This is a genomic window from Blastococcus haudaquaticus, assembly GCF_900230285.1.
GTDB lineage: Bacteria > Actinomycetota > Actinomycetes > Mycobacteriales > Geodermatophilaceae > Blastococcus_B > Blastococcus_B haudaquaticus.
In genome coordinates this window covers 82,907-104,435 of sequence record NZ_OCNK01000007.1, presented here as the reverse complement: position 1 = coordinate 104,435, position 21,529 = coordinate 82,907, and the positions used below count along the sequence as shown (strand labels likewise).

The 21,529-nt window shown below is 75.2% G+C and carries 18 protein-coding genes; 7 read left to right on the top strand and 11 right to left on the bottom strand.

Annotation, left to right across the window (positions count from 1 at the left end; all coding sequences use genetic code 11):
• Positions 1-56 precede the first annotated feature (56 nt).
• Together CRP30_RS20895 and CRP30_RS20890 are read right to left on the bottom strand one after the other, a co-directional pair.
• A complete protein-coding gene (locus tag CRP30_RS20895; RefSeq protein ID WP_235003598.1) occupies positions 57-1,697 on the bottom strand; it encodes a DEAD/DEAH box helicase in 1,641 nt (546 codons plus the stop codon).
• 242 nt (positions 1,698-1,939) lie between these two features.
• A complete protein-coding gene (locus CRP30_RS20890) occupies positions 1,940-2,935 on the bottom strand; it encodes a GlxA family transcriptional regulator (RefSeq protein WP_097185958.1) in 996 nt (331 codons plus the stop codon).
• Between the two features lie 72 nt (positions 2,936-3,007).
• On the opposite strand from CRP30_RS20890, the gene CRP30_RS20885 reads away from it, so the two are divergent.
• Positions 3,008-4,327, top strand: a complete 1,320-nt coding sequence (locus CRP30_RS20885) for an MFS transporter (RefSeq protein ID WP_235003597.1) — start codon at positions 3,008-3,010, stop codon at positions 4,325-4,327.
• A 43-nt stretch (positions 4,328-4,370) separates the two neighbouring features.
• Here CRP30_RS20885 and CRP30_RS20880 read toward each other — a convergent pair whose 3' ends face one another.
• The 3 genes from CRP30_RS20880 to CRP30_RS20870 all read right to left on the bottom strand — a co-directional run bounded on the left by CRP30_RS20880 (position 4,371) and on the right by CRP30_RS20870 (position 8,040).
• Positions 4,371-5,990 (bottom strand): GMC family oxidoreductase, encoded by a 1,620-nt coding sequence (locus CRP30_RS20880; protein WP_097185957.1) that lies wholly within the window; start codon positions 5,988-5,990, stop codon positions 4,371-4,373.
• Positions 5,987-7,540, bottom strand: a complete 1,554-nt coding sequence (locus tag CRP30_RS20875) for an aldehyde dehydrogenase family protein (protein WP_097185956.1) — start codon at positions 7,538-7,540, stop codon at positions 5,987-5,989. The genes CRP30_RS20880 and CRP30_RS20875 overlap by 4 nt, the downstream gene beginning before the upstream one ends.
• 68 nt (positions 7,541-7,608) lie before the next feature.
• The gene (locus CRP30_RS20870; RefSeq protein WP_097185955.1) at positions 7,609-8,040 is read right to left on the bottom strand and encodes an ATP-binding protein; all 432 of its coding nucleotides are present in this window, start codon (positions 8,038-8,040) and stop codon (positions 7,609-7,611) included.
• Positions 8,041-8,239: 199 nt separating this feature from the next.
• Here CRP30_RS20870 and CRP30_RS20865 point away from each other — a divergent pair, with 199 nt between their 5' ends.
• A complete protein-coding gene (locus tag CRP30_RS20865) occupies positions 8,240-11,227 on the top strand; it encodes a sacsin N-terminal ATP-binding-like domain-containing protein (RefSeq protein WP_097185954.1) in 2,988 nt (995 codons plus the stop codon).
• A 55-nt stretch (positions 11,228-11,282) separates the two neighbouring features.
• Here the strand turns inward: CRP30_RS20865 and CRP30_RS20860 are convergent, their stop codons facing one another.
• Together CRP30_RS20860 and CRP30_RS20855 are read right to left on the bottom strand one after the other, a co-directional pair.
• Positions 11,283-11,648: a hypothetical protein gene (locus CRP30_RS20860; protein WP_097185953.1), complete on the bottom strand. Its 366-nt coding sequence runs from the start codon at positions 11,646-11,648 to the stop codon at positions 11,283-11,285.
• 271 nt (positions 11,649-11,919) lie between these two features.
• On the bottom strand, positions 11,920-12,222 hold the full coding sequence (locus CRP30_RS20855; protein ID WP_097185952.1) for a hypothetical protein: 303 nt from the start codon (positions 12,220-12,222) through the stop codon (positions 11,920-11,922).
• A gap of 207 nt (positions 12,223-12,429) precedes the next feature.
• On the opposite strand from CRP30_RS20855, the gene CRP30_RS20850 reads away from it, so the two are divergent.
• From CRP30_RS20850 to fabG, 3 genes are all read left to right on the top strand, one after another.
• On the top strand, positions 12,430-12,816 hold the full coding sequence (locus CRP30_RS20850) for an STAS domain-containing protein (protein ID WP_159961834.1): 387 nt from the start codon (positions 12,430-12,432) through the stop codon (positions 12,814-12,816).
• A 172-nt stretch (positions 12,817-12,988) separates the two neighbouring features.
• Positions 12,989-14,206 (top strand): acetyl-CoA C-acetyltransferase, encoded by a 1,218-nt coding sequence (locus CRP30_RS20845; protein WP_097185950.1) that lies wholly within the window; start codon positions 12,989-12,991, stop codon positions 14,204-14,206.
• Positions 14,203-14,952 carry a 3-oxoacyl-ACP reductase FabG gene (fabG, locus tag CRP30_RS20840; RefSeq protein WP_097185949.1) on the top strand — a complete coding sequence of 250 codons (750 nt, stop codon included), beginning with the start codon at positions 14,203-14,205 and terminating at the stop codon, positions 14,950-14,952. Before CRP30_RS20845 ends, fabG begins: the two co-directional genes overlap by 4 nt.
• Positions 14,953-14,955: 3 nt before the next feature.
• Here the strand turns inward: fabG and CRP30_RS20835 are convergent, their stop codons facing one another.
• Both CRP30_RS20835 and CRP30_RS20830 read right to left on the bottom strand, forming a co-directional pair.
• Positions 14,956-15,822, bottom strand: coding sequence for a DUF1206 domain-containing protein (locus tag CRP30_RS20835; RefSeq protein ID WP_097185948.1), 867 nt, complete (start codon positions 15,820-15,822; stop codon positions 14,956-14,958).
• 100 nt (positions 15,823-15,922) lie between these two features.
• Positions 15,923-16,771, bottom strand: a complete 849-nt coding sequence (locus CRP30_RS20830; protein WP_097185947.1) for a DUF1206 domain-containing protein — start codon at positions 16,769-16,771, stop codon at positions 15,923-15,925.
• 102 nt (positions 16,772-16,873) lie between these two features.
• On the opposite strand from CRP30_RS20830, the gene CRP30_RS20825 reads away from it, so the two are divergent.
• Both CRP30_RS20825 and CRP30_RS20820 read left to right on the top strand, forming a co-directional pair.
• Positions 16,874-17,545, top strand: a complete 672-nt coding sequence (locus tag CRP30_RS20825; RefSeq protein ID WP_097185946.1) for a hypothetical protein — start codon at positions 16,874-16,876, stop codon at positions 17,543-17,545.
• Positions 17,546-17,587: 42 nt separating this feature from the next.
• Positions 17,588-18,841: a cytochrome P450 gene (locus CRP30_RS20820; protein WP_097186016.1), complete on the top strand. Its 1,254-nt coding sequence runs from the start codon at positions 17,588-17,590 to the stop codon at positions 18,839-18,841.
• Here CRP30_RS20820 and CRP30_RS20815 read toward each other — a convergent pair.
• Positions 18,828-19,484 (bottom strand): response regulator, encoded by a 657-nt coding sequence (locus CRP30_RS20815; RefSeq protein ID WP_097185945.1) that lies wholly within the window; start codon positions 19,482-19,484, stop codon positions 18,828-18,830. The two genes, CRP30_RS20820 and CRP30_RS20815, sit on opposite strands and share 14 nt — an antisense overlap.
• Complete coding sequence (locus CRP30_RS20810) at positions 19,481-21,508, bottom strand: sensor histidine kinase (protein WP_159961832.1); 2,028 nt, start codon at positions 21,506-21,508, stop codon at positions 19,481-19,483. Before CRP30_RS20810 ends, CRP30_RS20815 begins: the two co-directional genes overlap by 4 nt.
• Positions 21,509-21,529: the final 21 nt, after the last annotated feature.

Genomic DNA, 21,529 nt, shown 5'->3' with positions numbered 1-21,529 from the left:
CCCGTCGTCGCCCCGATCCGGCTGGGACGACGACAGGCCGACGGTCGGCGCTGATGTCAGCGACCGCCGCGGCGGGAGCGGGCGCTGAACGAGGCGGCCGACGACGAGCCGGCGCGCGCGGCCAGCTCGGCGCGGGTGCGCGCCGGACCCGACGCGCGGGCCGATCCGCTGCGCGAGCCAGCCGAGGACGCTGCCTTGGGCGCCCCGGCCTTGGGGGAGCCGCCACCCGACGACGCGCGACCGGAGCCGCCACCGCCGCTGCGACGGCGGCCGCCGCCGTTGCCCTGCGGCTGCTCGACGACGGGTGCCGGCTCGACGTAGGGAGCCGCCGGACCGGTCAGTGCCTCGATCTCCGGAGCCCCGGGCCGGATGACGCTGACCTTGGGCGTGATGCCGGCCTGGCGGGCCAGGGTGCGCACCTCGCCGGCCTGGTCGGGGGTGGAGACGGTGACGACGGCGCCCTCGGCACCGGCGCGGGCGGTACGGCCCGAGCGGTGCAGGTACGCCTTGTGCTCGGCCGGCGGGTCCACGTGCACGACCAGGGCGACGTCGTCGACGTGGATGCCACGGGCGGCGATGTCGGTCGCGCAGAGCACCCGGGTCTCGCCGTTGCTGAACGCCTCGAGGTTGCGCTCGCGGGCGTTCTGGCTGAGGTTGCCGTGCAGGTCCACCGCCGGGATGCCCTGGGCGGTGAGCTGCTTGGCCAGCTTCTTCGCCTGGTGCTTGGTGCGGGTGAACAGCACGCTGCGGCCCTCGCCGGAGGCGAGCTGGCGCACGACCTCGGCCTTGTCGGCGTTCTGCACCTGCAGCACGTGGTGGGTCATGGTGCTGACCGGGGCGACGGCCGGGTCGACCGAGTGCGTGATGGGGTTGCTCAGGTAGCGCTTGACCAGCACGTCGACGCCGTTGTCCAGCGTGGCCGAGAAGAGCAGCCGCTGGCCGACCTTCGGGGTGCGGTCCATGAGGCGCTTGACGCCGGGCAGGAAGCCCAGGTCGGCCATGTGGTCGGCCTCGTCGAGGATGGTGATCTCGACGGCGCCGAGGTCGCAGTGACCCTGGCCGATGAGGTCCTCGAGCCGGCCCGGGCACGCGATGAGCACGTCGATGCCACCGGCGAGCGCCTGCACCTGCGGGTTCTGGCCGACGCCGCCGAAGATCGTCGTGGTCTTCATCCCGAGGGCTCGCGCCATGGGGTCGACGACGGCGGCGACCTGGTTGGCCAGCTCGCGGGTCGGCACCAGGATCAGCGAACGAGGCCGCTTGGCCTGCCGCTTGCTGTCCGAGGCGGCCAGCCGGGCCACCAACGGGATGCTGAAGGCCAGGGTCTTGCCCGAGCCGGTGCGGCCGCGGCCGAGCACGTCCCGGCCGGCGAGGCTGTCGGGCAGCGTCGCGACCTGGATCGGGAACGGCGCGGTGATGCCGCTGGTGGTGAGGACCTCGACCAGGGGCGCGGGGACGCCGAGGGCCTCGAAGGTGGTGTCGGTGGGCAGGACGGTGGCGTCCGCGCCGACGGGGACCACGACCGGCGCCGGGACGGCGGCCGGCGCGGGGCGGTTCTGGCTCCGGCCCCGCTGGTCCTGGCCCTGCTGGTTCTGGCCCTGCTGGTCGCCGGCCGGGCGGGAGCCGCGGCCGCGTCCACCCCGACGGCGGCGGGTGCCGCTCTCGGAGGAGGCAGGGGAGTTGCTGATGGAGGTCAATGGAGTCCTTCGACGCTCGAGTGGCCGCACGGCACCTCGGCGAGCGCGAGCGCCGGCACGTCTGCACAGGGGCAGGGCGGGCTCGCATCGTCGGCGAGACGTCGGTCAGCCGGGCGCACCAAGGTGGCGCAGCCTCAGCCCGACGTCGATTCCTGCCGCTCAGGGTGAGCGAGGGCGGCGCCGGTACGTAGTACTCAACCAGAGATCACCCCCGCGTGGTCCCACCCGGGGGGAGTCGCCGGTCACATCGGGTGAGGAACCGGTCCCCGGTAGGTGCGGCGGTAGGCGAGCGGCGCGACGCCGATCGCGGCGTGCAGGTGCTGGCGCAGGGACGCCGTGGTGCCGAACCCCGCCTGCTCGGCGACCCGCTCCACCGGGACGTCGGTCGACTCCAGCAGCCGGCGGGCGAGGGCGACGCGCTGCTGCACGAGCCATCGGCTGGCCGACAGCCCCGTCTCGTCTCGGAAGCGCCGGGTGAAGGTTCGCACGCTCATCCGCGCGTGGTGGGCGAGGTCGCCCAGCGTGAGCGGTGCGTCCAGGTGCTGCAGCGCCCAGGCGCGGGTGGCCGCCGTCCCGGAATCGCCCGGCTCGGGAACCGGCCGCTCGATGAACTGCGACTGCCCGCCGTCGCGCCACGGGGCGACGACGCTGCGCCGGGCCACCCGGCTGGCCACCTCGGTGCCGTGGTCGCGGCGGATGACGTGCAGCAGGACGTCGATGCCCGCGGCGTTGCCGGCCGAGGTGAGGATGTCGCCGTCGTCCACGAAGAGCACGTCGGGGTCGAGGGAGACGTCCGGGTAGAGCCGCGCGAAGGCGGCCGCATGCACCCAGTGGGTGGTGGCCGGGCGGCCGTCGAGCAGTCCGGCGGCCGCCAGGACGAACGCGCCGGTGCAGATGGAGACCAGCCGCGACCGCTCCGCCGTCGCGCGCAGGAGGTCGGCCAGTTCGTCGGGCACCGTGCCGTCGGTCATCGCCGACGTGCCGTAGATGCCCGGGACGACGACGGTGTCCGCCGCCGCGAGGATCGAGGCGTCGTGCTCGGGGAGCAGCGAGTAGCCGGCCGATGTCCGCACCGGGCCGCCGTCGAGACTGGCCACGCGCACGCGGTAGAGCCGGTTGCCGTCGGCGTCGGCCGCGCTGCCCAGGAACTGGTGGGGGAGGCCCACCTCGTAGGCCATGGTCTCGGGCAGGGCCAGGACGGCGACCTCGTGGCGGCGCGGTCGGGCTGTCGGCGACATGGCCGGATCCTTGCACATGTTGGCTGCCCGGCCACTCGCTCGCGCGTGGATCCGTCGGTCATGCTCTCCGCCGTGACCGTCTCCGCCCCGCAGCGCACCTACCGGGTCCACCCCGCCTGGTGGGTGGCCGCCGTGACCTTCCTGGCCCTCGTGGGTGCCGCCGCCTTCCGTGCGGTGCCGGGCGTGCTGATCGACCCGCTGCGGGCGGAGTTCGGCTGGTCGGTGTCCACGATCTCGGCCGCGGTCGCCATCAACATGGCGCTCTACGGGCTGACCGCACCGTTCGCCGCCGCGCTCATGGAGCGCTTCGGGATCCGCCGGGTGGTGATGGCCGCGCTCCTCGTCGTGGCGCTCGGCAGCGGGCTGACGGTCTTCATGACCGCGAGCTGGCAGCTGGTCCTGCTGTGGGGCGTCCTCGTCGGCCTGGGCGCCGGCGCCATGGCGCTCTCCCTGGTGGCCACGGTGACCGGCCGCTGGTTCGTCGCCCGGCGCGGGCTGGTGTCGGGCATCCTCACCGCCGGCGGTGCAGCGGGGCAGCTGGTGTTCCTGCCGCTGGTGGCATGGATCGACTCGGAATGGGGCTGGCGGGCGGCGTCCCTCGGCACCACCGCCGCCGCGCTCGCGGTCCTCCCGCTGGTGGCCTGGCTGCTCCGCGACCGGCCGCGCGACCTCGGCGTCGTCCCCTACGGCGGAACGGCTGCCGACGACGTCGACCCGGTGCGCACCGGGGCCGCACGGGCCGCGGTGCAGGGACTCGTCCTCGCCGCGCGGTCACGGCCCTTCTGGCTGCTTGCGGGCGGCTTCTTCATCTGCGGGATGTCGACCAACGGCCTGGTGCAGCCGCACTTCATCCCGGCCGCCCACGACCACGGGATGCCGGTCACGACGGCCGCCGGGCTGCTCGCCGTGGTCGGGCTGTTCGACATCGCCGGCACGATCTTCTCGGGCTGGCTCACCGACCGGATCGACCCGCGGGTGCTGCTGCTTGCCTACTACGGGCTGCGCGGCCTCTCGCTGTTCGCGCTGCCCACCCTGTTCGGGCCCGACCTGCACGTCAGCATGATCGCGTTCATCGTCTTCTACGGCCTGGACTGGGTGGCCACCGTGCCGCCGACGCTGGCGCTCTGCCGCGAGCACTTCGGGGCCCGCGCGCCCGTCATCTTCGGCTGGGTGTTCGCCTCCCACCAGCTGGGCTCCGCGGTGGCCGCGTTCGGGGGCGGCGTGATCCGCGACGTCACCGGCTCCTACGACCTCGCCTGGTTCCTGGCCGGCGGGCTCTGCATGGTGGCCGCGGTCGCCTCGATCTCGATCCGCCGCAACCTGCCGCCGCCCGCCGCGACCGCGCTCCCCGCCGACCCCGAGGAGGCCGCGGCCGCCCAGGCCCACGGCTGAACCACGGTAGGGCCGAAGTGGCCACTTCGGCCCTACCGGTGAGCTATCCGGCGGCGGCGAGGACCGGGTCGACGCTGCGGCCCAGGATCAGGTCCGAGGCCCGCTCGGCGATCATCATCGTCGGGGCGTTGGTGTTGCCGCGCACCAGCGTCGGCATCACCGAGGCGTCGACCACCCGGAGACCCTCGATGCCGCGCACCAGCAGCTCGGCGTCGACGACGGCCTCCTCGTCGGTGCCCATCCGGCAGGAGGACACCGGGTGGTACAGCGACTCCAGGGTGTTCCGCACCGACGACCGCAGCGCCTCCCGGCCGTGCACCGTGCCGCCCGGCGACCACTCGCCGGCCAGCACCGCGGCGAGCGGACCCGCCGACGCGATCTCCCGGGCCTTCTCGACGCCGGAGACCAGGGCGTCGAGGTCGCGCTCGTCGGTGAGGTACCCGGCGTCGATCGCCGGTGACCACGACGGGTCGGCCGACCGCAGCCGCACCGAACCGCGCGAGTGCACGTGCACCAGCACGACCGCGGCCGTGAAGGCGTCGACGTCGGGGTCGATCTCGGCCTGCTTCCAGAACTTCACCGGGAGGAAGTGCATCTGCAGGTCGACCTCGGACAGTTCGGCAGCGGACCGGGTGAACAGACCCGCCTCGGCCAGGTTCGACGTCAGCGGCCCGCGCCGGGCGCCGAACCACTGCGCGTACCCCGTCGGCGTCTCCGCCTGGGACAGCGACTTCCCCGACCGCACGTGCCACACGACCGGCACCAGCGGGTGGTCCTGCAGGCCGCCGCCGACGCCGGGCAGGTCGTGGACGACGTCCACGCCGACCTCGCGCAGGTGGTCGGCCGGACCGATGCCCGACAGCATGAGCAGCTGCGGGGAGTTGACCGCCCCGCCCGACAGCACGACCTCGCGGGTGGCGCGGGCGGTGTGCACCCTGCCGCCGGCGCGGTACTCGACGCCGGTCGCCCGGCCGTTCTCGACGAGCACGCGGGTGGTGAGGGCGCCCGTCCGCACGGTCAGGTTCGGACGGCGCTCCGCGGGGTGCAGGTAGGCGTCGGCCGACGACCAGCGACGGCCCCGCTTCTGGGTCACCTGGTACTGCCCGACGCCCTCGAGGCCGGCACCGTTGAAGTCGTCGTTGCGGGGGTAGCCGGCGGCCACGGCGGACTCGACGACGGCCCGCGTCCACGGATGCGGCGAGCGGAGGTCCTCCACCCGCAGCGGACCGCCGACGCCGTGGAACCGGTCGGCACCCCGGGCGTTGTCCTCCATCCGGCGGAACAGCGGCAGCACGTGGTCGTAGGACCAGGCCTTGTCACCGGTCAGGTCGGCCCACTCGTCGTAGTCGGCCGCCGCGCCACGCATGTAGATCATCGCGTTGATCGACGACGACCCGCCCAGGAGCTTCCCGCGCGGCCAGAACAGCTTGCGGCCGTCGAGGCCGGGCTGCTCCTCGGTCGTGTAGTTCCAGTCCAGGCGGGTGCGCCAGGTCTTGTAGAGCCCGGCCGGGATCTGCACCTCGAGGACCTTGTCCGAGCCGCCGGCCTCCAGGAGCAGCACCCGCAGCGTCGGGTCCTCCGACAGCCGGCCGGCCAGCGCGCAGCCGGCCGAGCCCGCTCCGACGACGACGACGTCGAACTCGGTGTCCGGCTCGGCGCTCACCGGTGCCGTCCGTGCAGCATGCCCATGACGCGGGCCACCGCGTCGGTCGCCGACGCCGGCCGGCCGAAGCTCATCAGGTTCACCGGCAGCGCGTAGCGCTGGCGGGTGATGGCCTTGGCGCGGGTGAACTCCTTGAGCCCGTCCTCCCCGTGGATGCGCCCGAAGCCGCTGTCGCCCACCCCGCCGAACGGCAGCGCCGGCACCGAGGCGAACGTCAGCACCGAGTTCACCGACGTCATCCCGCTGCGCATCCGCCGGGCGAGGTCCAGCCCGCGCGCCTTGGACTTCGTGAACACCGATCCGCCGAGCCCGTGGGCCGACGTGTTCGTCAGCTCCAGGGCCTCCTCGGCGTCGCGCACCTTCGTGATCGACAGCGTGGGCCCGAACGTCTCCTCGCGGATGGCCACGTTGTCCTCGGGGACGTCGAGCAGCACCGTCGGGGCGAGGTAGTTCTCGTTGGGGAAGAGGCTCGGGTCGGCGTCCCCGCGCACGACGCGGCCCCCCGCGGTCGCGGCGCCCTCGATGTGGCCGCGCACGACACCGCCCTGGGACGCCATCGTCATGGGGCCGTAGGTGGCCTCGTCGTCCGAACCCGGGCGGAGCTTCCGCACCTGCTCGGTGACCTCGGCGACGAACCGGTCGTAGACCTTGCTGGTGGCGTAGACCCGCTCGATGCCGATGCAGGTCTGCCCGGCGTTGCTCATCGCGCCCCACACGGCGGCGTCGGCCGCGGCGACCACGTCGGCGTCGTCGTCGACGATCATCGCGTCCTTGCCGCCGAGCTCCATGAGCACGGGCGTGAGCGTCTCGGCGCAGGTGGCCATGACCTTGCGGCCGGTGGGGGCGGAGCCGGTGAAGGCGAGCTTGCCCACGCCGGCGCGGCACAGGGCGGCACCGGTCTCACCGAAGCCGGTGACGACCTGGAACGCGTCGGCGGCGTCGGGGACGGCGGCCCGCCAGGCGGCGGCCAGCCAGGCGCCGATGGCGGGGGTGTGCTCGGACGGCTTGAACACGACGGCGTTGCCCGCGGCGAGCGCGTAGGCGATCGAGCCCATGGGCGTGAACACCGGGTAGTTCCACGGGCCGATCACGCCGACGACGCCGAGCGGCTGGTACTCCAGGTAGGCGGCGTGGTTGGCCGCCAGCATCCCGGCCCTGACCCGGCGCCGGCCCAGGGTCCTGCCGGCATGGCCGGCCGCCCAGGCGAGGTGGTCGATGGCCAGGGTGATCTCGAGGATGGCGTCGCCGTGCGGCTTGCCGTTCTCCCGGTGGACGAGCTCCGACAGCTCGTTCATCCGCCGGGCGAGGTAGCCGCGGTAGGCCGCCAGGCGCTCCTTGCGCCCGTCGAAGCCGAGCTCGGCCCACTGCGTCGCCGCCGCGCGGGCCCGCTCCACGGTCTCGGTGACGGCGTCGGTGTCGTGCACCGGGAAGACGCCGACGACCGCGCCCGTGGCGGGGTTCGTGGACTCGAAGGTCTGGGTGGTGGCGTGGCGGTCGACGGTTCCGGCGGAGGCGGCGGTGACCGTGTCCAACTGCTCGGCGAGCGACATGTGGCGCAGGTTACCCGCGGGTCACTTGGTCGGCTGGAGGAGAGGCCGACCAGCGCGGACCTGGCACCTCAGTCGTCGGCGTCGATGACCGCCCAGACGGTCTTGGTGCCGCGCTCGCGGTACCAGCCGTGACTGGAGGAGAGGTCCGCGACCAGGTACAGCCCGAAGCCGCCGAGTCCCGGGTCGCGGCCCTGGGCGGGCATCGGCGGGACCTCCATGGAGGAGTCGCTGACGGCCAGCAGCCGCTGGGAGCCCGCGTGGCCGAGGGCCGCGGCGACGGGGGCGCCGCCGTGCCGCAGCGCGTTGGAGGCCAGCTCGTCCGCGATGAGGACCACCCGTTCGGACCAGTGCTCGCGTTCGGGATGGATGACCGTGGCGCTGCCGGTGAGGCTGGCGCGCAGGCGTGCCCGCAGCTTGGCCAGCTCGGCCAGCGAGTGCAGTTCCTGGCACCACAGCTCGCGGAACCCGCTCGGCGACGGCGCAGGTTGCCAGAGCGCCACTGTCACCGCCTCGTTGCCGGGCCTCGTCCGGGCCGATTGCCACGCCGGCGCCCGGCCGTGGTCGTCGACGCACCCGGTGCCCGGTCACGGCGACCACGAACCCCTGTGTCACCCGCAAGTTGGAGATCGCCGGTTCCGCCGCCGAACTAGGGTCGGGGTCCCCGGGGGCCGCCCGGTCCGGTACGGGGAGGGGCGGGGCATGCAGGACGCCAGCACCGGCGACCGCTTCGGCACCGCCGGCATCCGGCTGCGGGTGCTGTCCTCGTGGGCCGCGGACCCGGCGCGGTTCCGCGAGGACGCGAATGCCGAGGAGGACCTCGTCCGCGGTGGCTACCGCGACCGGCTCCTGGTGGAACTGGCGCAGAACGCCGCCGACGCCGCCGCTCGGACCGGCGCGCCGGGCCTGCTGCGGCTCGAGCTGACGGGGACGACGCTGCGCGCGGCCAACACCGGAGCCCCGCTGGATGCGGCGGGCGTCCAGGGCCTGGCGACGCTGCGCGCCTCGGCCAAGCGGGACGACGCGGGGAGCGTCGGGCGCTTCGGCGTCGGCTTCGCCGCCGTGCTGGCGGTCAGCGACGAACCGGCAGTGGTCTCCACCACGGGTGGGGTGCGGTTCAGCGCGGCCGCCACGCGTGCCGAGGTCGGAGCCCTGCCCGCCCTGGCTCACGAACTCGGGCGCCGGCGGGGTGCGGTGCCCGTGCTCCGGTTGCCGTGGCCCGCCGACTCCACGCCTCCTGCGGGGTTCGCCACGGAGGTCGTGCTGCCGCTGCGGGACGGCGCCCGTCCGCTGGTCGCTGCGGCACTGGCAGACCTCCCGGCCGAGCTGCTGCTCGCCCTGCCGGGCCTGGCCGGTGTCGACGTCGTGGTCGACGGCCGCGAGCGCCGCATCCGGATCGACCGGTCCGCCGGTTCGGCGCGGATCACCGACGGCGGCCGGGCAACGACCTGGGCGGTCGCGGAGCTCTCCGGCGAACTGCCGGCCGAGCTGCTGGCCGCCCGGCCGGTCGAGGAGCGGACCCGCCGGGCGTGGACGGTCACCGCGGCCGTCCCCCTGGACGACGACTGCCGCCCGCGCCCCCTCGCCGGCGGGCAGGTGGTGCACGCGCCGACCCCGAGCGACGAACCGCTGTCCCTGCCGCTGCGGCTGATCGCCCCGTTCCCGCTCGGTCCCGATCGGCGGCACGTCGCACCCGGTCCGGTCACGGACTGCCTCGTCGCCGCCGCCGCGGCGACGTGCGCGGAGCTGGTGTCGGGTCTCCCCGCCGATCCGGCGCTGCTCGGAGTGGTGCCGCGGGCCGGGCTCGCCGGTGCGGAGCTGGACGCCGCCCTGTGCGGTGCCGTGCTGGACCGGCTGCGGGCCACCGCCTGGCTCCCCGTGGCGGCCGATCCCGACCAGCGGCAGACACCCGGCCGCGCGGCGGTGCTGCACGACCCGACCGACGAGCGGGTGGCCGCCCTCGGTGACGTCGTCCCCGGCCTGCTGCCGGCCGCCTGGTCCCGCCGCTCCGACGGTCCCGCCCTCGCCGCACTCGGGGTCCGGCGGATCGGGATCGCCGAGGTGGTCGAGGCCGTGGGGGGAGTGGCGCGGCCGGCGCCCTGGTGGGCGGGGCTGTACGCCGCGCTCGACGGCGTGGACCGCGCGGAGCTCGCCGCCCTCCCGGTGCCGCTGGCCGACGGCCGCACCGCGCACGGCCCCGCTGGAGTGCTGCTCCCCGCGGAGGGGCTGCCGGTCCACCGGCTCGGCGCGCTCGGCCTGCGGCTGGCCGAGCCCGACGCCGTCACGCACCCGGCGGCGCGGCGGCTGCTCGAACGGCTGGGCGCCCGACCGGCGACGGCGCCCGCCGTGCTGGCCGACCCGGCGGTCCGGGCTGCGGTCGAGGGCTCGATGGACGCGGTCGAGGACCCGCTGGACGGCGGACCCGATCCGGAGGATCTGGCCGCGGCCGTGCTCGCCCTCGTGGGGGCCGCACGGCCGGAGGTGGGGGAGCTGCCGTGGCTGGCCGGGCTCGCGCTGCCGGACGCCGACGGCGGGTGGGCGCCGGCCGGTGAGCTGGTGCTCCCGGGCTCGCCGTTCGCGGGCCTGCTCGCCGAGGGTTCGCTGGGCGTGCTGGACGCCGGCACCGCGGCGACGGTCGACGCCGACGCGCTGCGGGCGGTCGGCGTGCTCGACACCTTCGCGCTGGTGCGCGCCGACGATCCGGACGACCTCGACGTCGACGGAGCCGACCGCTGGGTCGACGCCGTCCTGGACCGTCTGCCGCCCGACGCGCCGCCACCGGACTGGCCGACGGTGACGGCCGTCCGCGACCTCGAACTGGTCGACGACTGGTCGGCCGCGCTGCCGCTCCTCGTGGCGCTCCCGGCCGAGGCGCGGGCCGACGTCGTCCTCGGGGGTGTTCCGGTGCCCGGGTACCTGCGCTGGTGGCTGTCGACCCACCCGGTGCTGGCGGGCCGGCGGCCCGACCGGCTGCGGGACCCCGCCAGCACGGAGTTACAGGGACTGTACGAACCGGCGACGGCCCCGCCGGAGGTCCTGGCGCTGCTGCGCCCGGCGGTGACGGTCGCGGACGTGCTCGCCGACGTCGATGCGTCGCTCGACCTGCTCGACCGGCTGGGCGATCCGCGGCGGACGGTGCGCCCGGAGGTGCTCCGGACGGTGTACGCGCGGCTGGCCGAGGCGCTGGACGGGGTGGACGCCGATCCGCCGGAGCGGGTGCGGATCGGCCCGGACGCCGTGGCGGCGGACGCCGTGGTGCTCGACGCGCCCTGGTTACAGCCACTGGTCGAACTGCCCGTGGTGCCGGCCGGCGGGGCACCCGGAGCGGTCGCGGACCTGCTGGACCTGCCGCTGGCGACGGAACTGGTGCCCCCGACCGGACCCGAGGCCGCCGGGGAGCGCCGGTCGTGGACCGACGTCCCGGGCGCCGGCCTGGCCGCGGCCCGCCTGGGCGTCGAGGTCCTCACCGGCTCGGTCGCCGTCCACGACGAGCTGGTCGTGGACGGGCGGCGGGTGAGCTGGTGGCCGGCTGTGGACGTCGACCACGTCGACGGCACGCCGGAGGCCCTCGGCCGCGCCCTGGCCTGGCGGGCCGGAGCGTGGACGCGACGACAAGCCCTCGCCGAGGCGTTCGGCCATCCCGACCGCGCCCTCGAACTGGCTGCCGAGGACGCGGTCGGGGACTGGTGAAGGACCCCCTCCCTCTCACCACTCGCAGGCTCGCGGCGAGCCTCCGGAGGGGGCCTTACTGGCCCCAGCGGGGGATGGCGGTTCCGCGGGCGTGGCCGTGGGTCGACGGCCGCCCGCCGCGCTGCGCACCCGGCGCCTGCGGTCCGGGCGCCCGGTGCGCGGAGGTCCAGCAGTCGAACAGCGAGAGCCACTGGGCGGCGGTCAGCGCCGTGGGCCGGGTGGTCGGCGGCAGGCCCTCCTGGCGCAGCCACCGGACCCCGGCCGTGCCGGGCAGCTGTGCCCGGAGAAGGGCACCCAGCGGTGCCGACCGGGACGAGAGGACCGCGCCGGCGAGGCGGTCGAAGGCCGCGGTCGCGGGCTCGGGGAGCGAGGCGCGGGCGTCGGCCGCTGGGCCGTCGCTGACGGGCGTGGGGCGTGACAAGGAGAACCTCCGGGCGGGTGGGAGCGGAACCCGGGCAGGCGGCACCACGAGGTGCGGCGACCGGAACCGGGCGAGAACGGGACCCCCTGCTCCCCACCGCTCGCAAGCTCGCGGCGGGACCCTGCAGGGGGCCATACGCCCGGGTACGACACGGGCGCGGACGGCGGGCGGCGAGGCCGCTCCGCGGGAGGTCAGCTCAGGGGGTGCGCAGGCGCACGGAGTACCGCATGCCGAGGACGGTAGGGGAGGGGCGTCGGATGCGTCGAGCGGATTACCGGTCGGGGTGAGACGCCTTCCGCGCCTCCTGGCGTGCCCGGTGCGCCTCCCACTTGACCCGGTCCCGCTCGCGGGCGGCCGCGCCGCGCTCCCACTTCTCCTTGCGGCGGCGCGCGCGCTCGAGCTCCCGCTCCTCGTAGGTGGAGTGCCGGTCCCAGTCGCCGGCGACCACCGCGAGCACCGCGACCGTTGCCAGCACGATCGCCACGAACGCGGCGACGACCGGGTCGAGGAGGAGGAAGGCCGCGACCGACCCCACGACGGCGAGCGCGCCGCCCAGCAACCACCGAGCGTTCACGCGTGCCAGTATCCGCCGTCCGTGCGGGTGACCCACGTCGCCTCCCCGTGTGACGGACGGGAAAGGTTGGGCGCCATGGACCTTGCAGTCGTGGGCTGATTTCCCTACGGTCAGGGGCAGCGGTTCAACAGTCAGCCGTCTCTCCAGTTGCGTCGTCGCCCCCGAGACCAGGCACTGGTTCGGTCTTACCGTCCGAGAGGCACGCCCGTGACCGCATCCTCGCTCGACCCCCCGATCACCGACCTCGTCTCCGTCGAGGTCTCCGGTTCCGGCCCCGCCGTCCGCGTCACCGCGGCCGGTGAGATCGACTCGACCTCCGCCCCGGTCCTCCGCCAGCACCTCGACTCGCTGCTCGACGGCGACGTCCGCGATGTCACCGTCGATCTCGGCCGGGTGACCTTCCTCGACTCCGCGGGCCTCTGCGTGCTGGCCGCCGCGCACCGTCGTGCGGTCCGTCAGGGCGTGACCCTGCGGGTACAGGCCTCCTCCCGCGCCGTGATCCGCCCCCTGCAGATCACCGGCCTGTGGGATCTGCTCCAGGCTGAGCAGGTGGACGGCACCCCGGCGCTCCCCGCCCAGCAGGGCGTGGCCTGACGAGCACGGCCTGAACCGCTGAACCGCAGCACCCGGCCCGTTCCCTGACCACCCGGGAGCGGGCCCCTCGCGCGCCCGGTTCCGGGCGGGGGCACACTCGGTCCCGCCCTCCCAGCCCACGGGGCGGGCTCCGTGATGGAGAACAGGGTCGTGGAGAACAGGGAGGACCACCGTGCGAGATGCGGTCATCTGCGAGCCGTTGCGTACCCCGGTGGGGGGTTTCGGCGGCTCGCTGCGCGACGTGCCCGCGCAGGAGCTGGCGGCGACGGTGATCCGTGCGCTCATGGAGCGCACCGGTCTGCCGCCGGAGTCGGTGGAGGACGTCCTCCTCGGCCACTGCTACCCGACGATGGACGCCCCGGCGATCGGCCGGGTGGCAGCCCTCGACGCCGGCCTCCCCGTCACCGCGTCCGGCATCCAGATCGACCGGCGGTGCGGGTCCGGCCTGCAGGCGGTCCTGTACGCCGCGATGCAGGTGCAGTCCGGCGCGTCCGACCTGGTCCTCGCCGGTGGTGCGGAGTCGATGAGCAACGCGCCGTTCTACTCCACCGCCATGCGCTGGGGCGTGAAGGCCGGCCCCGGTGTGCTGCTGCAGGACGGTCTGGCCCGCGGCCGGGTCACGGCCGGCGGCCGGAACCACCCGGTGCCCGGCGGCATGCTCGAGACCGCCGAGAACCTGCGCCGCGAGTACCGGATCGGCCGCGAGGAGCAGGACGAGTACTCCGTCCGGAGCCACCAGCGCGCGGCCGCCGCTGCCGAGGCGGGCCGGTTCGCCGACGAGATCGTGCCGGTGACCGTCAAGGGCCGGAAGAGCGACACCGTCGTCGACCGCGACGAGCACATCCGTCCCGACTCGAACGTCGAGACGCTGGCGAAGCTCCGCCCGATCATGGGCAAGGACGACCCGGACGCCACCGTCACCGCCGGCAACGCCAGCGGCCAGAACGACGGCGCCGCGATCGCCGTCGTCACCACTCCGGAGAAGGCCGCCGAGCTTGGCCTGCGTCCGCTCGCGCGGCTGGTGTCCTGGGGAGTGGCAGGGGTGCCGCCGGGGACCATGGGCATCGGCCCGGTCCCGGCGACGGCGAAGGCGCTGGCCCAGGCCGAGCTGAAGCTGTCGGACATCGACCTGATCGAGCTCAACGAGGCCTTCGCCTCCCAGGTGCTCGCCGTCGCCCGCGAGTGGGGCTTCACCGACACCGACTGGGAGCGGACCAACGTCAACGGCTCGGGCATCTCCCTGGGTCACCCGGTCGGCGCGACCGGGGGACGGATCCTGGCCACGCTGCTGCGCGAGATGGACCGCCGCGAGGCCCGCTACGGCCTGGAGACGATGTGCATCGGCGGCGGGCAGGGCCTGGCCGCCGTCTTCGAGCGGGTCGGCTCGTGAGCCGGGTCGCGATCGTCACCGGTGCGGCTCGCGGCATCGGTGCCGCCACGGCACGGCGGCTCGCCGAGGACGGGTTCGCCGTGGCGGTGCTCGACCTGAAGGAGGATGACGCCCGCGACACCGTGGCGGCGATCGAGGCGGCGGGAGGCCGGGCGCTGGCCGTGGGGGCCGACGTGGGCGACGCCGAGCAGGTGCAGGCCGCCGTCGACCGCATCGCCGCGGAGCTCGGCCCGCCGGTCGTGCTGGTCAACAACGCCGGGGTGACCCGCGACAACATGCTGTTCAAGATGAGCGACGCCGACTGGGACCTGGTCATGCACGTGCACCTGCGCGGCTCGTTCCTCATGACCCGGGCGGCCCAGAAGCACATGATCGACGCGGGGTGGGGCCGGATCGTCAACCTGTCCAGCACCTCCGCGCTGGGCAACAGGGGGCAGGCCAACTACGCCACCGCGAAGGCCGGGCTGCAGGGCTTCACGAAGACCCTCGCCATCGAGCTGGGCAAGTTCGGCGTCACCGCCAACGCGATCGCCCCCGGCTTCATCGTCACCGACATGACGAAGGCGACCGCCGAGCGCATCGGGGAGGCGTGGGAGCCCTACGTCCAGAAGCGCGCCGCGGCGATCCCGGTCGCCCGTGCCGGCCAGCCCGAGGACATCGCGCACACCGTCTCGTTCCTGGTCAGCGAGGGCGCCGGCTTCGTGTCCGGCCAGGTCATCTACGTCGCCGGTGGCCCGCGCACGTAGCCGTCAGCTCGAGGGGTCGCGGTCGGGGTAGCGCGCCCGCGCGAGGGCGTAGACCCCGAACGCGGCGAACCCGACGGCGATCGCCGTGAGCAGCCAGGGCCCGGCCGCCACCCCGGCGATCGCGGTCATGGCGCCGTCCAGGCCGGTCGCGGTCGAGACGTCCGCCGACGCCGCCGCCCGCCACAGCAGGACGCCCACCAGGCCGAAGGCGATGCCCTTGGCGACGTAGCCGATCCGGCCGAGGCCCTCGATCAGCGGTTCCCAGCGGTCGGGGGCGGCCGGCAGGTCGATGTCCCGCATGAAGCCGCCGGTGAACCCGCGGACCAGCGTGTACAGACCGACGGCGACCACGCCCGCTGCGACGACGAACACCAGCGCCGCGCCGCCCGGGATCTCCAGGGCCTCGTCGGTGAGGTCGGCCAGCCGTTCGTCCGCCTCGTACTCCAGGCCGACGCCGAACAGCAGGGCGGTGATCCCGAGGAGGGCGTAGACGGCCGCCTTCGCCAGGCACTTGACGCAGACGATCGCGGTGCGCAGGCGGCGGGCGCGGTCGAGCAGTCCACGCCACCAGAGCAGCACCTCGCCGCCCTGCCACAGCGCCAGCGCCAGCATCCCGAGCCCGATCGCCCACAGCAGCACCCGGCCGCCGGGCCCGTCGGCGACCGTCTGGAGCGCACCGGTCTGGTCGGCGTCCGCCCCCCGCAGCCGGAAGGCCAGCCGGACGGCGAGGTAGCCGATCAGCAGGTGCATCGCTCCGTAGGCGATGAGCCCGACCCGGGCGACGTGGGTGAGGACCGGGTGATCGGTGACCGTCCTGGCCCGCTCGACGACGCCGTGCACCCGGTCGAGCAGCGAGCGGGGGGAAGGCACGCGCTGATCGTCCGGGACGTGCCCGCGGGCGGCGACCGGAGGGGGTGCGGACGCTCGTGCTCTGAGTCCCCGGAGACTCAGAGCACGAGCGTCCGCGGGATCAGGTGCGCTCGGGGTAGCGGGCCCGCACGAGGCAGAACGCGCCGAACGCCGCGATGCCGAGGGCGACCAGGGTCAGCAGGATCTGGCCCGCCGGCAGGTCGAGGATCGTCCGCATCGCTCCGTCGAGACCTTGCGCCTTGGCCGGATCGAAGGTGATCGCGGCGTACACGAGCAGCCCGCCGACCACCGCCAGGGCGATGCCCTTGCCCGGGAAGCCGACCTGCCCCAGCCGCGTCACCAGCCGGAGAGCGCTCCTCGAGCAGTCGGTTGTGTCGATCTCCTTGAGGAAGCGCTTCGTCACACCCTTGTAGACGTGGTAGACGCCGACGCCGACCAGGACGAGCCCGGCAGCCGCCACCAGCCACCGTCCGGCCGGCCAGCCGAACACGCCGGCCGTGGTCTGCTGCTGTTCCTGCGAGCTCGACTGCCCGCTTCCCGACGCGAAGCGGATCGCCAGCACGGCCAGCGCGGCGTAGATGGCCGCCTTGACGACGGCCTTCCCCGACTTCTTGAGCGCTCGCGTGCGCGTCTTCCCCGACGCCGACCAGCCGTGCCGCCAGCGGAGGATCTCCGCGGCCTGCCAGGCGGCGAGCGCGATCAGCCCGACCGCGACGACCCACAGCAGCGGTGTGCCCAGCGGCGACTCGGCGAGGGTCTGCATCGCGCCGGACTGGTCGGCGGACTCGCCCGCCCCTCCCCACGCCAGCTGCAGCGCCAGCCAGGCCACCAGCACGTGCACGACGCCGTAGGCGATCAGCCCGACCCGCGCGAGGTGTTCCAGCCCGTCGTTCTCACCGGCTCGATCGGCGGCACCCATGGCCGAGCGGGCCGTTCCCCGTGCGCTCATCCCCGGGCTCCTTCGGCAGCGGAACGACAACGGTTCAGCGTGGCACACGGCACCGTCGCGGTGCCTGCGGAAGCACCGGTCCGTGTGAGGGACACTGGGGCCGTGGCGAACGGCGGAACCGGCATCCTGACCAGCAGCACCGACGAGGTGGCGCCGGAGGTCGCGCGGCGCACCTGGCCCCGCTGGGTCGTGCTCGGGATCGTGATGCTCGCCGTCGCGGTCACCGCCGTCCTCTGGGACGAGGCCGGTGCCCGTCTGCTGCTCGGCGCGATCGGCGCCTTCCTCGTCGGGCGCGGGGCGGTGCTGCTGCGCGGTGCGCGGACGGCCGAGGCGCCCGCCGAGCTGGCCGGCCGGGCACGGGTGCTGGGCACCACGGCCGCGGTGCTGGGCGCCGGGGCGCTCGTCGTCGCACTGGTCTCCGAGGCCGCCGCGGCCACCGCTCTGCTCGTCGCCGTCCCCCTCCTGCTGCTCGGCACGGGCCTCGCGCTGCTCGGCCGAGGCGGAGCGGCCCGTCGGGGCGGCCAGGCGCTGCTGGTCTGGGCGGTGCTGGTGACCGGCCTGCTGGTCGCGACCGGCATCGGCCGGGACTGGGAGCGGGCCGCCGACGTGGCCACCGTGATCGCCGCTCTGGCCGTCGCCGTCCTCGCCGTGCCGGTGCTGGTGGGCGCCTCTAGCCTCCGCGTGGTCGCGGCCCGCCCGGCACCCGCGCCGGCCCGCACCCTCTCGTCCGCGTGCGCCGGCTGCGCGTGCGGCGCCGGCGGCTGCGGGGCCTGACCCCGGGGTTGTCCGGTGGTCCGCGTGGGCAACCCCCACCCCATGCCCGGACGGAGAACCCCCCGCCCCGAGAACGCGCTGCAGCTGCTGACCAAGGGCTATGGCTGGCTACCCGACCGCCGGCGGGCCGCCGTCGGCCGGACCGTCGGCGCACGGCTCGGCGGCCTGCCGGTCACGGCGATCGAGGGTCCCGCCGCCGCGCGGTTCCTGTACGACGAGGACCACGTCCGGCGGGCGCACGCCATCCCGGAGCCGGTGCAGGGGACGCTGTTCGGCAAGGGAGCGGTGCACACCCTCGACGGTGACGAGCACCGGGTCCGGAAGTCGATGTTCATCGCGCTGCTCATGCGTGAGGACGGCATCGCCTCGCTGGTTCGGCAGGCGACCGATGCCTGGGACGAGGCCGTCGACGGCTGGGCCGGCCGTCCGCAGATCGTGCTGATGGACGAGGCGGCCACGGTGATCGCGGGGGCGGTGTGCCGATGGGCCGGGGTGCCGGTGACCGACGACGAGGTGCCGGGCGTGGCCCGCGACCTGACGGCCATGGTCGACGGCTTCGCGACCGGCGGTCCCCGGCACTGGCGGGCACGTCGCGCCCGCGGCCGCCGGGAGGCCTGGCTCGGGCAGCTGGTCGACGACGTCCGGACCGGCCGCACGACGGTGCCGGCCGGCAGCGCGGTCGAGGTGGTCGCGCAGCACCGGGATGCGGCCGGCGAGCAGCTGGACCCGCGGATCGCCGCCGTGGAGCTGCTGAACATCATCCGGCCGACGACCGCCGTCGCCTGGTTCCTGGCGTTCTCCGGGCACGCGCTCGCCCGGTGGCCGGAGAACCGGAAGCGGCTGGCGAGCGGAGACGACGCGTTCGCCGAGGCATGGGCGCACGAGGTGCGACGCTTCTACCCGTTCGCGCCGTTCATCGGCGGCCGGGCACCGCGGGAGGTGGAGTGGGACGGCGCACGCATCCCCAGGAACTCGATGGTGCTGCTGGACCTGTACGGGCAGAACCACGACGCCGAGATCTGGGGCGACCCGTACGCGTTCCGGCCCGAGCGCTTCCTCGGCCGGGACATCGGTGAGTTCGAGCTGGTGCCGCAGGGTGCCGGCGACCCGCGCACCAACCACCGCTGCCCCGGCGAGCAGCTCACCGTCGCGCTGCTGGCGGCCCTCGCCACGAGGCTGGCCCAGCTCGACGTCGCCATGCCCGAGCAGGACCTCACCATCGCGCTGCACCGCATCCCCGCCCGACCGGCCAGCGGCGTGGTCCTGCAGGTGCGGAGCAGCGTCAGGCAGGGGTAGGGCCCAGTCCTGCGTCGCGGGCCAGTGCCACCGCCTCCGCACGGCTGGCGGCGTGCAGCTTGGTGAGCACGTCGGACACCCGGTTGCGGACCGTCTTCTCGCTCAGGAACAGCCGGGCGGCGATGGCGGCGTTCGGCAGGCCGTGCGCCACCAGGTCCAGCACCTCGCGCTCGCGGTCCGTCAGGTCGGGGAAGGGGACCGCCGCGGCACGGGCGCGGGACGACGCGAAGAAGGCCAGCACGCGATCGGCGATCCGCGGCCCGAACACCGCTTCCGAGCGGGCCGCCGCCCGGACGGCCCGGGCGATGTCCGCGCCCTCGCTCTCCTTGAGGAGGTAGCCGCGGGCACCGGCGCGCAGGGCGGCGAACACCGAGTCGTCGTCGCTCATGGTGAGGACGACGACCGAGGTGCCCGGGAGGCGGGCGGTGATGGCCGCCGTCGCCGGGACGCCGCCTCCGCCCGGCATGCGCAGGTCCATGAGGACGACGTCGGGCCGCAGGTCGGTCACCACGGCGACCCCTGTCTGGCCGTCGGCCGCTGTGCCCACGACATCGATGTCGTCGGCGTCGCCGAGCGCGTCGGCCACACCCTCGCGGTAGAGCGGGTGGTCGTCGACGACCACCACGCGGATCGGCGCGCTCATCGGGCGGCCAGCGGCAGCCGGGCGCGGACGGTGGTGCCGGCGCCGGGCGTGGACGTCACGTCGAGGCTGCCGCCGAGTTCCGCCGCCCGTTCGCGCATGCTCGTCGAGCCGACCCCCGGGGCCGCATCCGCCGGGACGCCGCGGCCGTCGTCGCTCACCTCCACCAGCAGGTCCTCGGCGACCAGTGCCAGCGACACCGTGCACGTCGACGCCCCGGCGTGGCGGACCGCGTTGGCGACCGCCTCCGTGGCGATCCGGTAGGCGGCCACCTCGACCGCCGCCCGCAGGGACGGCAGGGGCTCGGCGGTCACGGTGACGCGGGCGTCGGCCTCCCCGCCGCCGCCGGCCGGCACCGGCAGCCGGTAGGCGGCCACCTGCTCGCGGAGCGCCTCCACCAGGCCGAGCTCGTCGAGGGCGGGCGGTCGCAGGTCGTCGACCGCGCGCCGGACCGCCGCCACGGTGCGGCGCATCTGGTCGCGCAGCCGGCCGGCGAGGTCGGCCAGGGCCGGGTCGCCGGACAGCTTCCCGGCCAGCCGCTCGAGCTGCAGCGCCATGCTCGCGAGCTCGGGGCCGACGCCGTCGTGCAGGTCGTGCCGGAGCCGGCGGCGCTCCTCCTCGCGTCCGGCGACGATCCGCTCGCGACCGGCCTGCAGGTCGGCGACCAGCCCGGCCGCCCAGACCAGGGCGGCGGCACGCCGGGCGGCGTCGTTCAGGGCGTCCTTCTCCGACCGGCGCCACCGCTCGCCCGGGTGCCGGTGGGTGACCGCCATCCGGCCCACCTCGCGGCCCAGCGTGACCAGCGGCAGGACATCGGGCGTCCCCTCCAGCCGGCGCTCGTCGGCCGACGTCGCGGCGGGGAGCCGGGGGTCGGCCGGGGTGATCTCCACCCGGGGCAACCGGAGCGCCCGGGCGGTCTCGTCGACGAGCGCCTGGAGCGCCTCGGCGGGGGCGGCCGCGGAGTCCAGCCGGGAACCGAGCCGGGTCGCGACGGCAAGCGGATCGCGGCGCTCGCCGTAGAGCAGCCGGTCGACCGCCCGCTGCGCCCGCTCCCAGCCGGCCGCGGCGGCGAGGGACGCAAGGGCCGCTGCCGCCACGGCGAACCGCCGCTCGCCGGCGCTCAGCTCACCGACGACCGCCACCAGCACCGCGTAGGCGATGAGCAGCAGGCCGGACAGGACGCTGAACACCACCGCGCGGCTGACCACCAGGCCGACGTCGAAGAGCCCGTGCCGCAGCACGGCGACGGCGACCGCGACCGGCAGCGCGGCGAACCCGACGGCGAACAGCGCGCTGGACACCACCGGGAGGTCGAGTACCAGGGAGGCGATGACGCAGACGAACAGCACCGACTCCCCGAGCAGCAGCCACTGCAGGCGAGTCCGCTCGACGCCCGAGGCCCGGCGCATGCGGACGAGCTGGGCCGCGACACCGACCCCACCACCGACCAGGAAGGCGGTGAACGAGCACACCAGCAGGACGGCGTTCACCCAGGCGCCCTCGACGGCCAGCGGGTTGCCGAAATCCGGGGCGTAGTCGAGCGGGCCGTCGCGGAACATCGCCGCGACCGTGCCGGCGATGACCACCGTGGCCAGCACCCGGGCGATCGGCCGCCAGCGCGGCGAGGGCAGCGTCCCGTCGGGGAAGTACAGCGGGACCAGCGCGACGATCACGTAGTAGGGGACGAAGCCCCACGCGGCCAGCCAGGCGGCGGCGGACGGCAGCACACCGTCGGTGGTGCCGGTGAGCAGCACGTACTCGGCGGCCAGCAGATAGGGGCCGGTGACGGCGCTGACCATGAGCAGGCGCCCGACCAGGGTGCCGGGCTGCCGGCCGAGGACCAGCGCGGCGACCAGCGGGTATAGGATGCCGAGGGTGGCGTCGCCGGCGTCGACCGGCCGGGCGCCCTCGACCAGCGCGCCGACGGCCAGTGCGGCGAGGGTGCAGCCGACCCCGAGCGTGGCGAGGAGCCCCGGTAGCCAGCGGCGCACGCCGGGCACGGGGGAGCGGTCGGCGGCGCCCGGCACGGGCGACATCCTGCCCCGGGC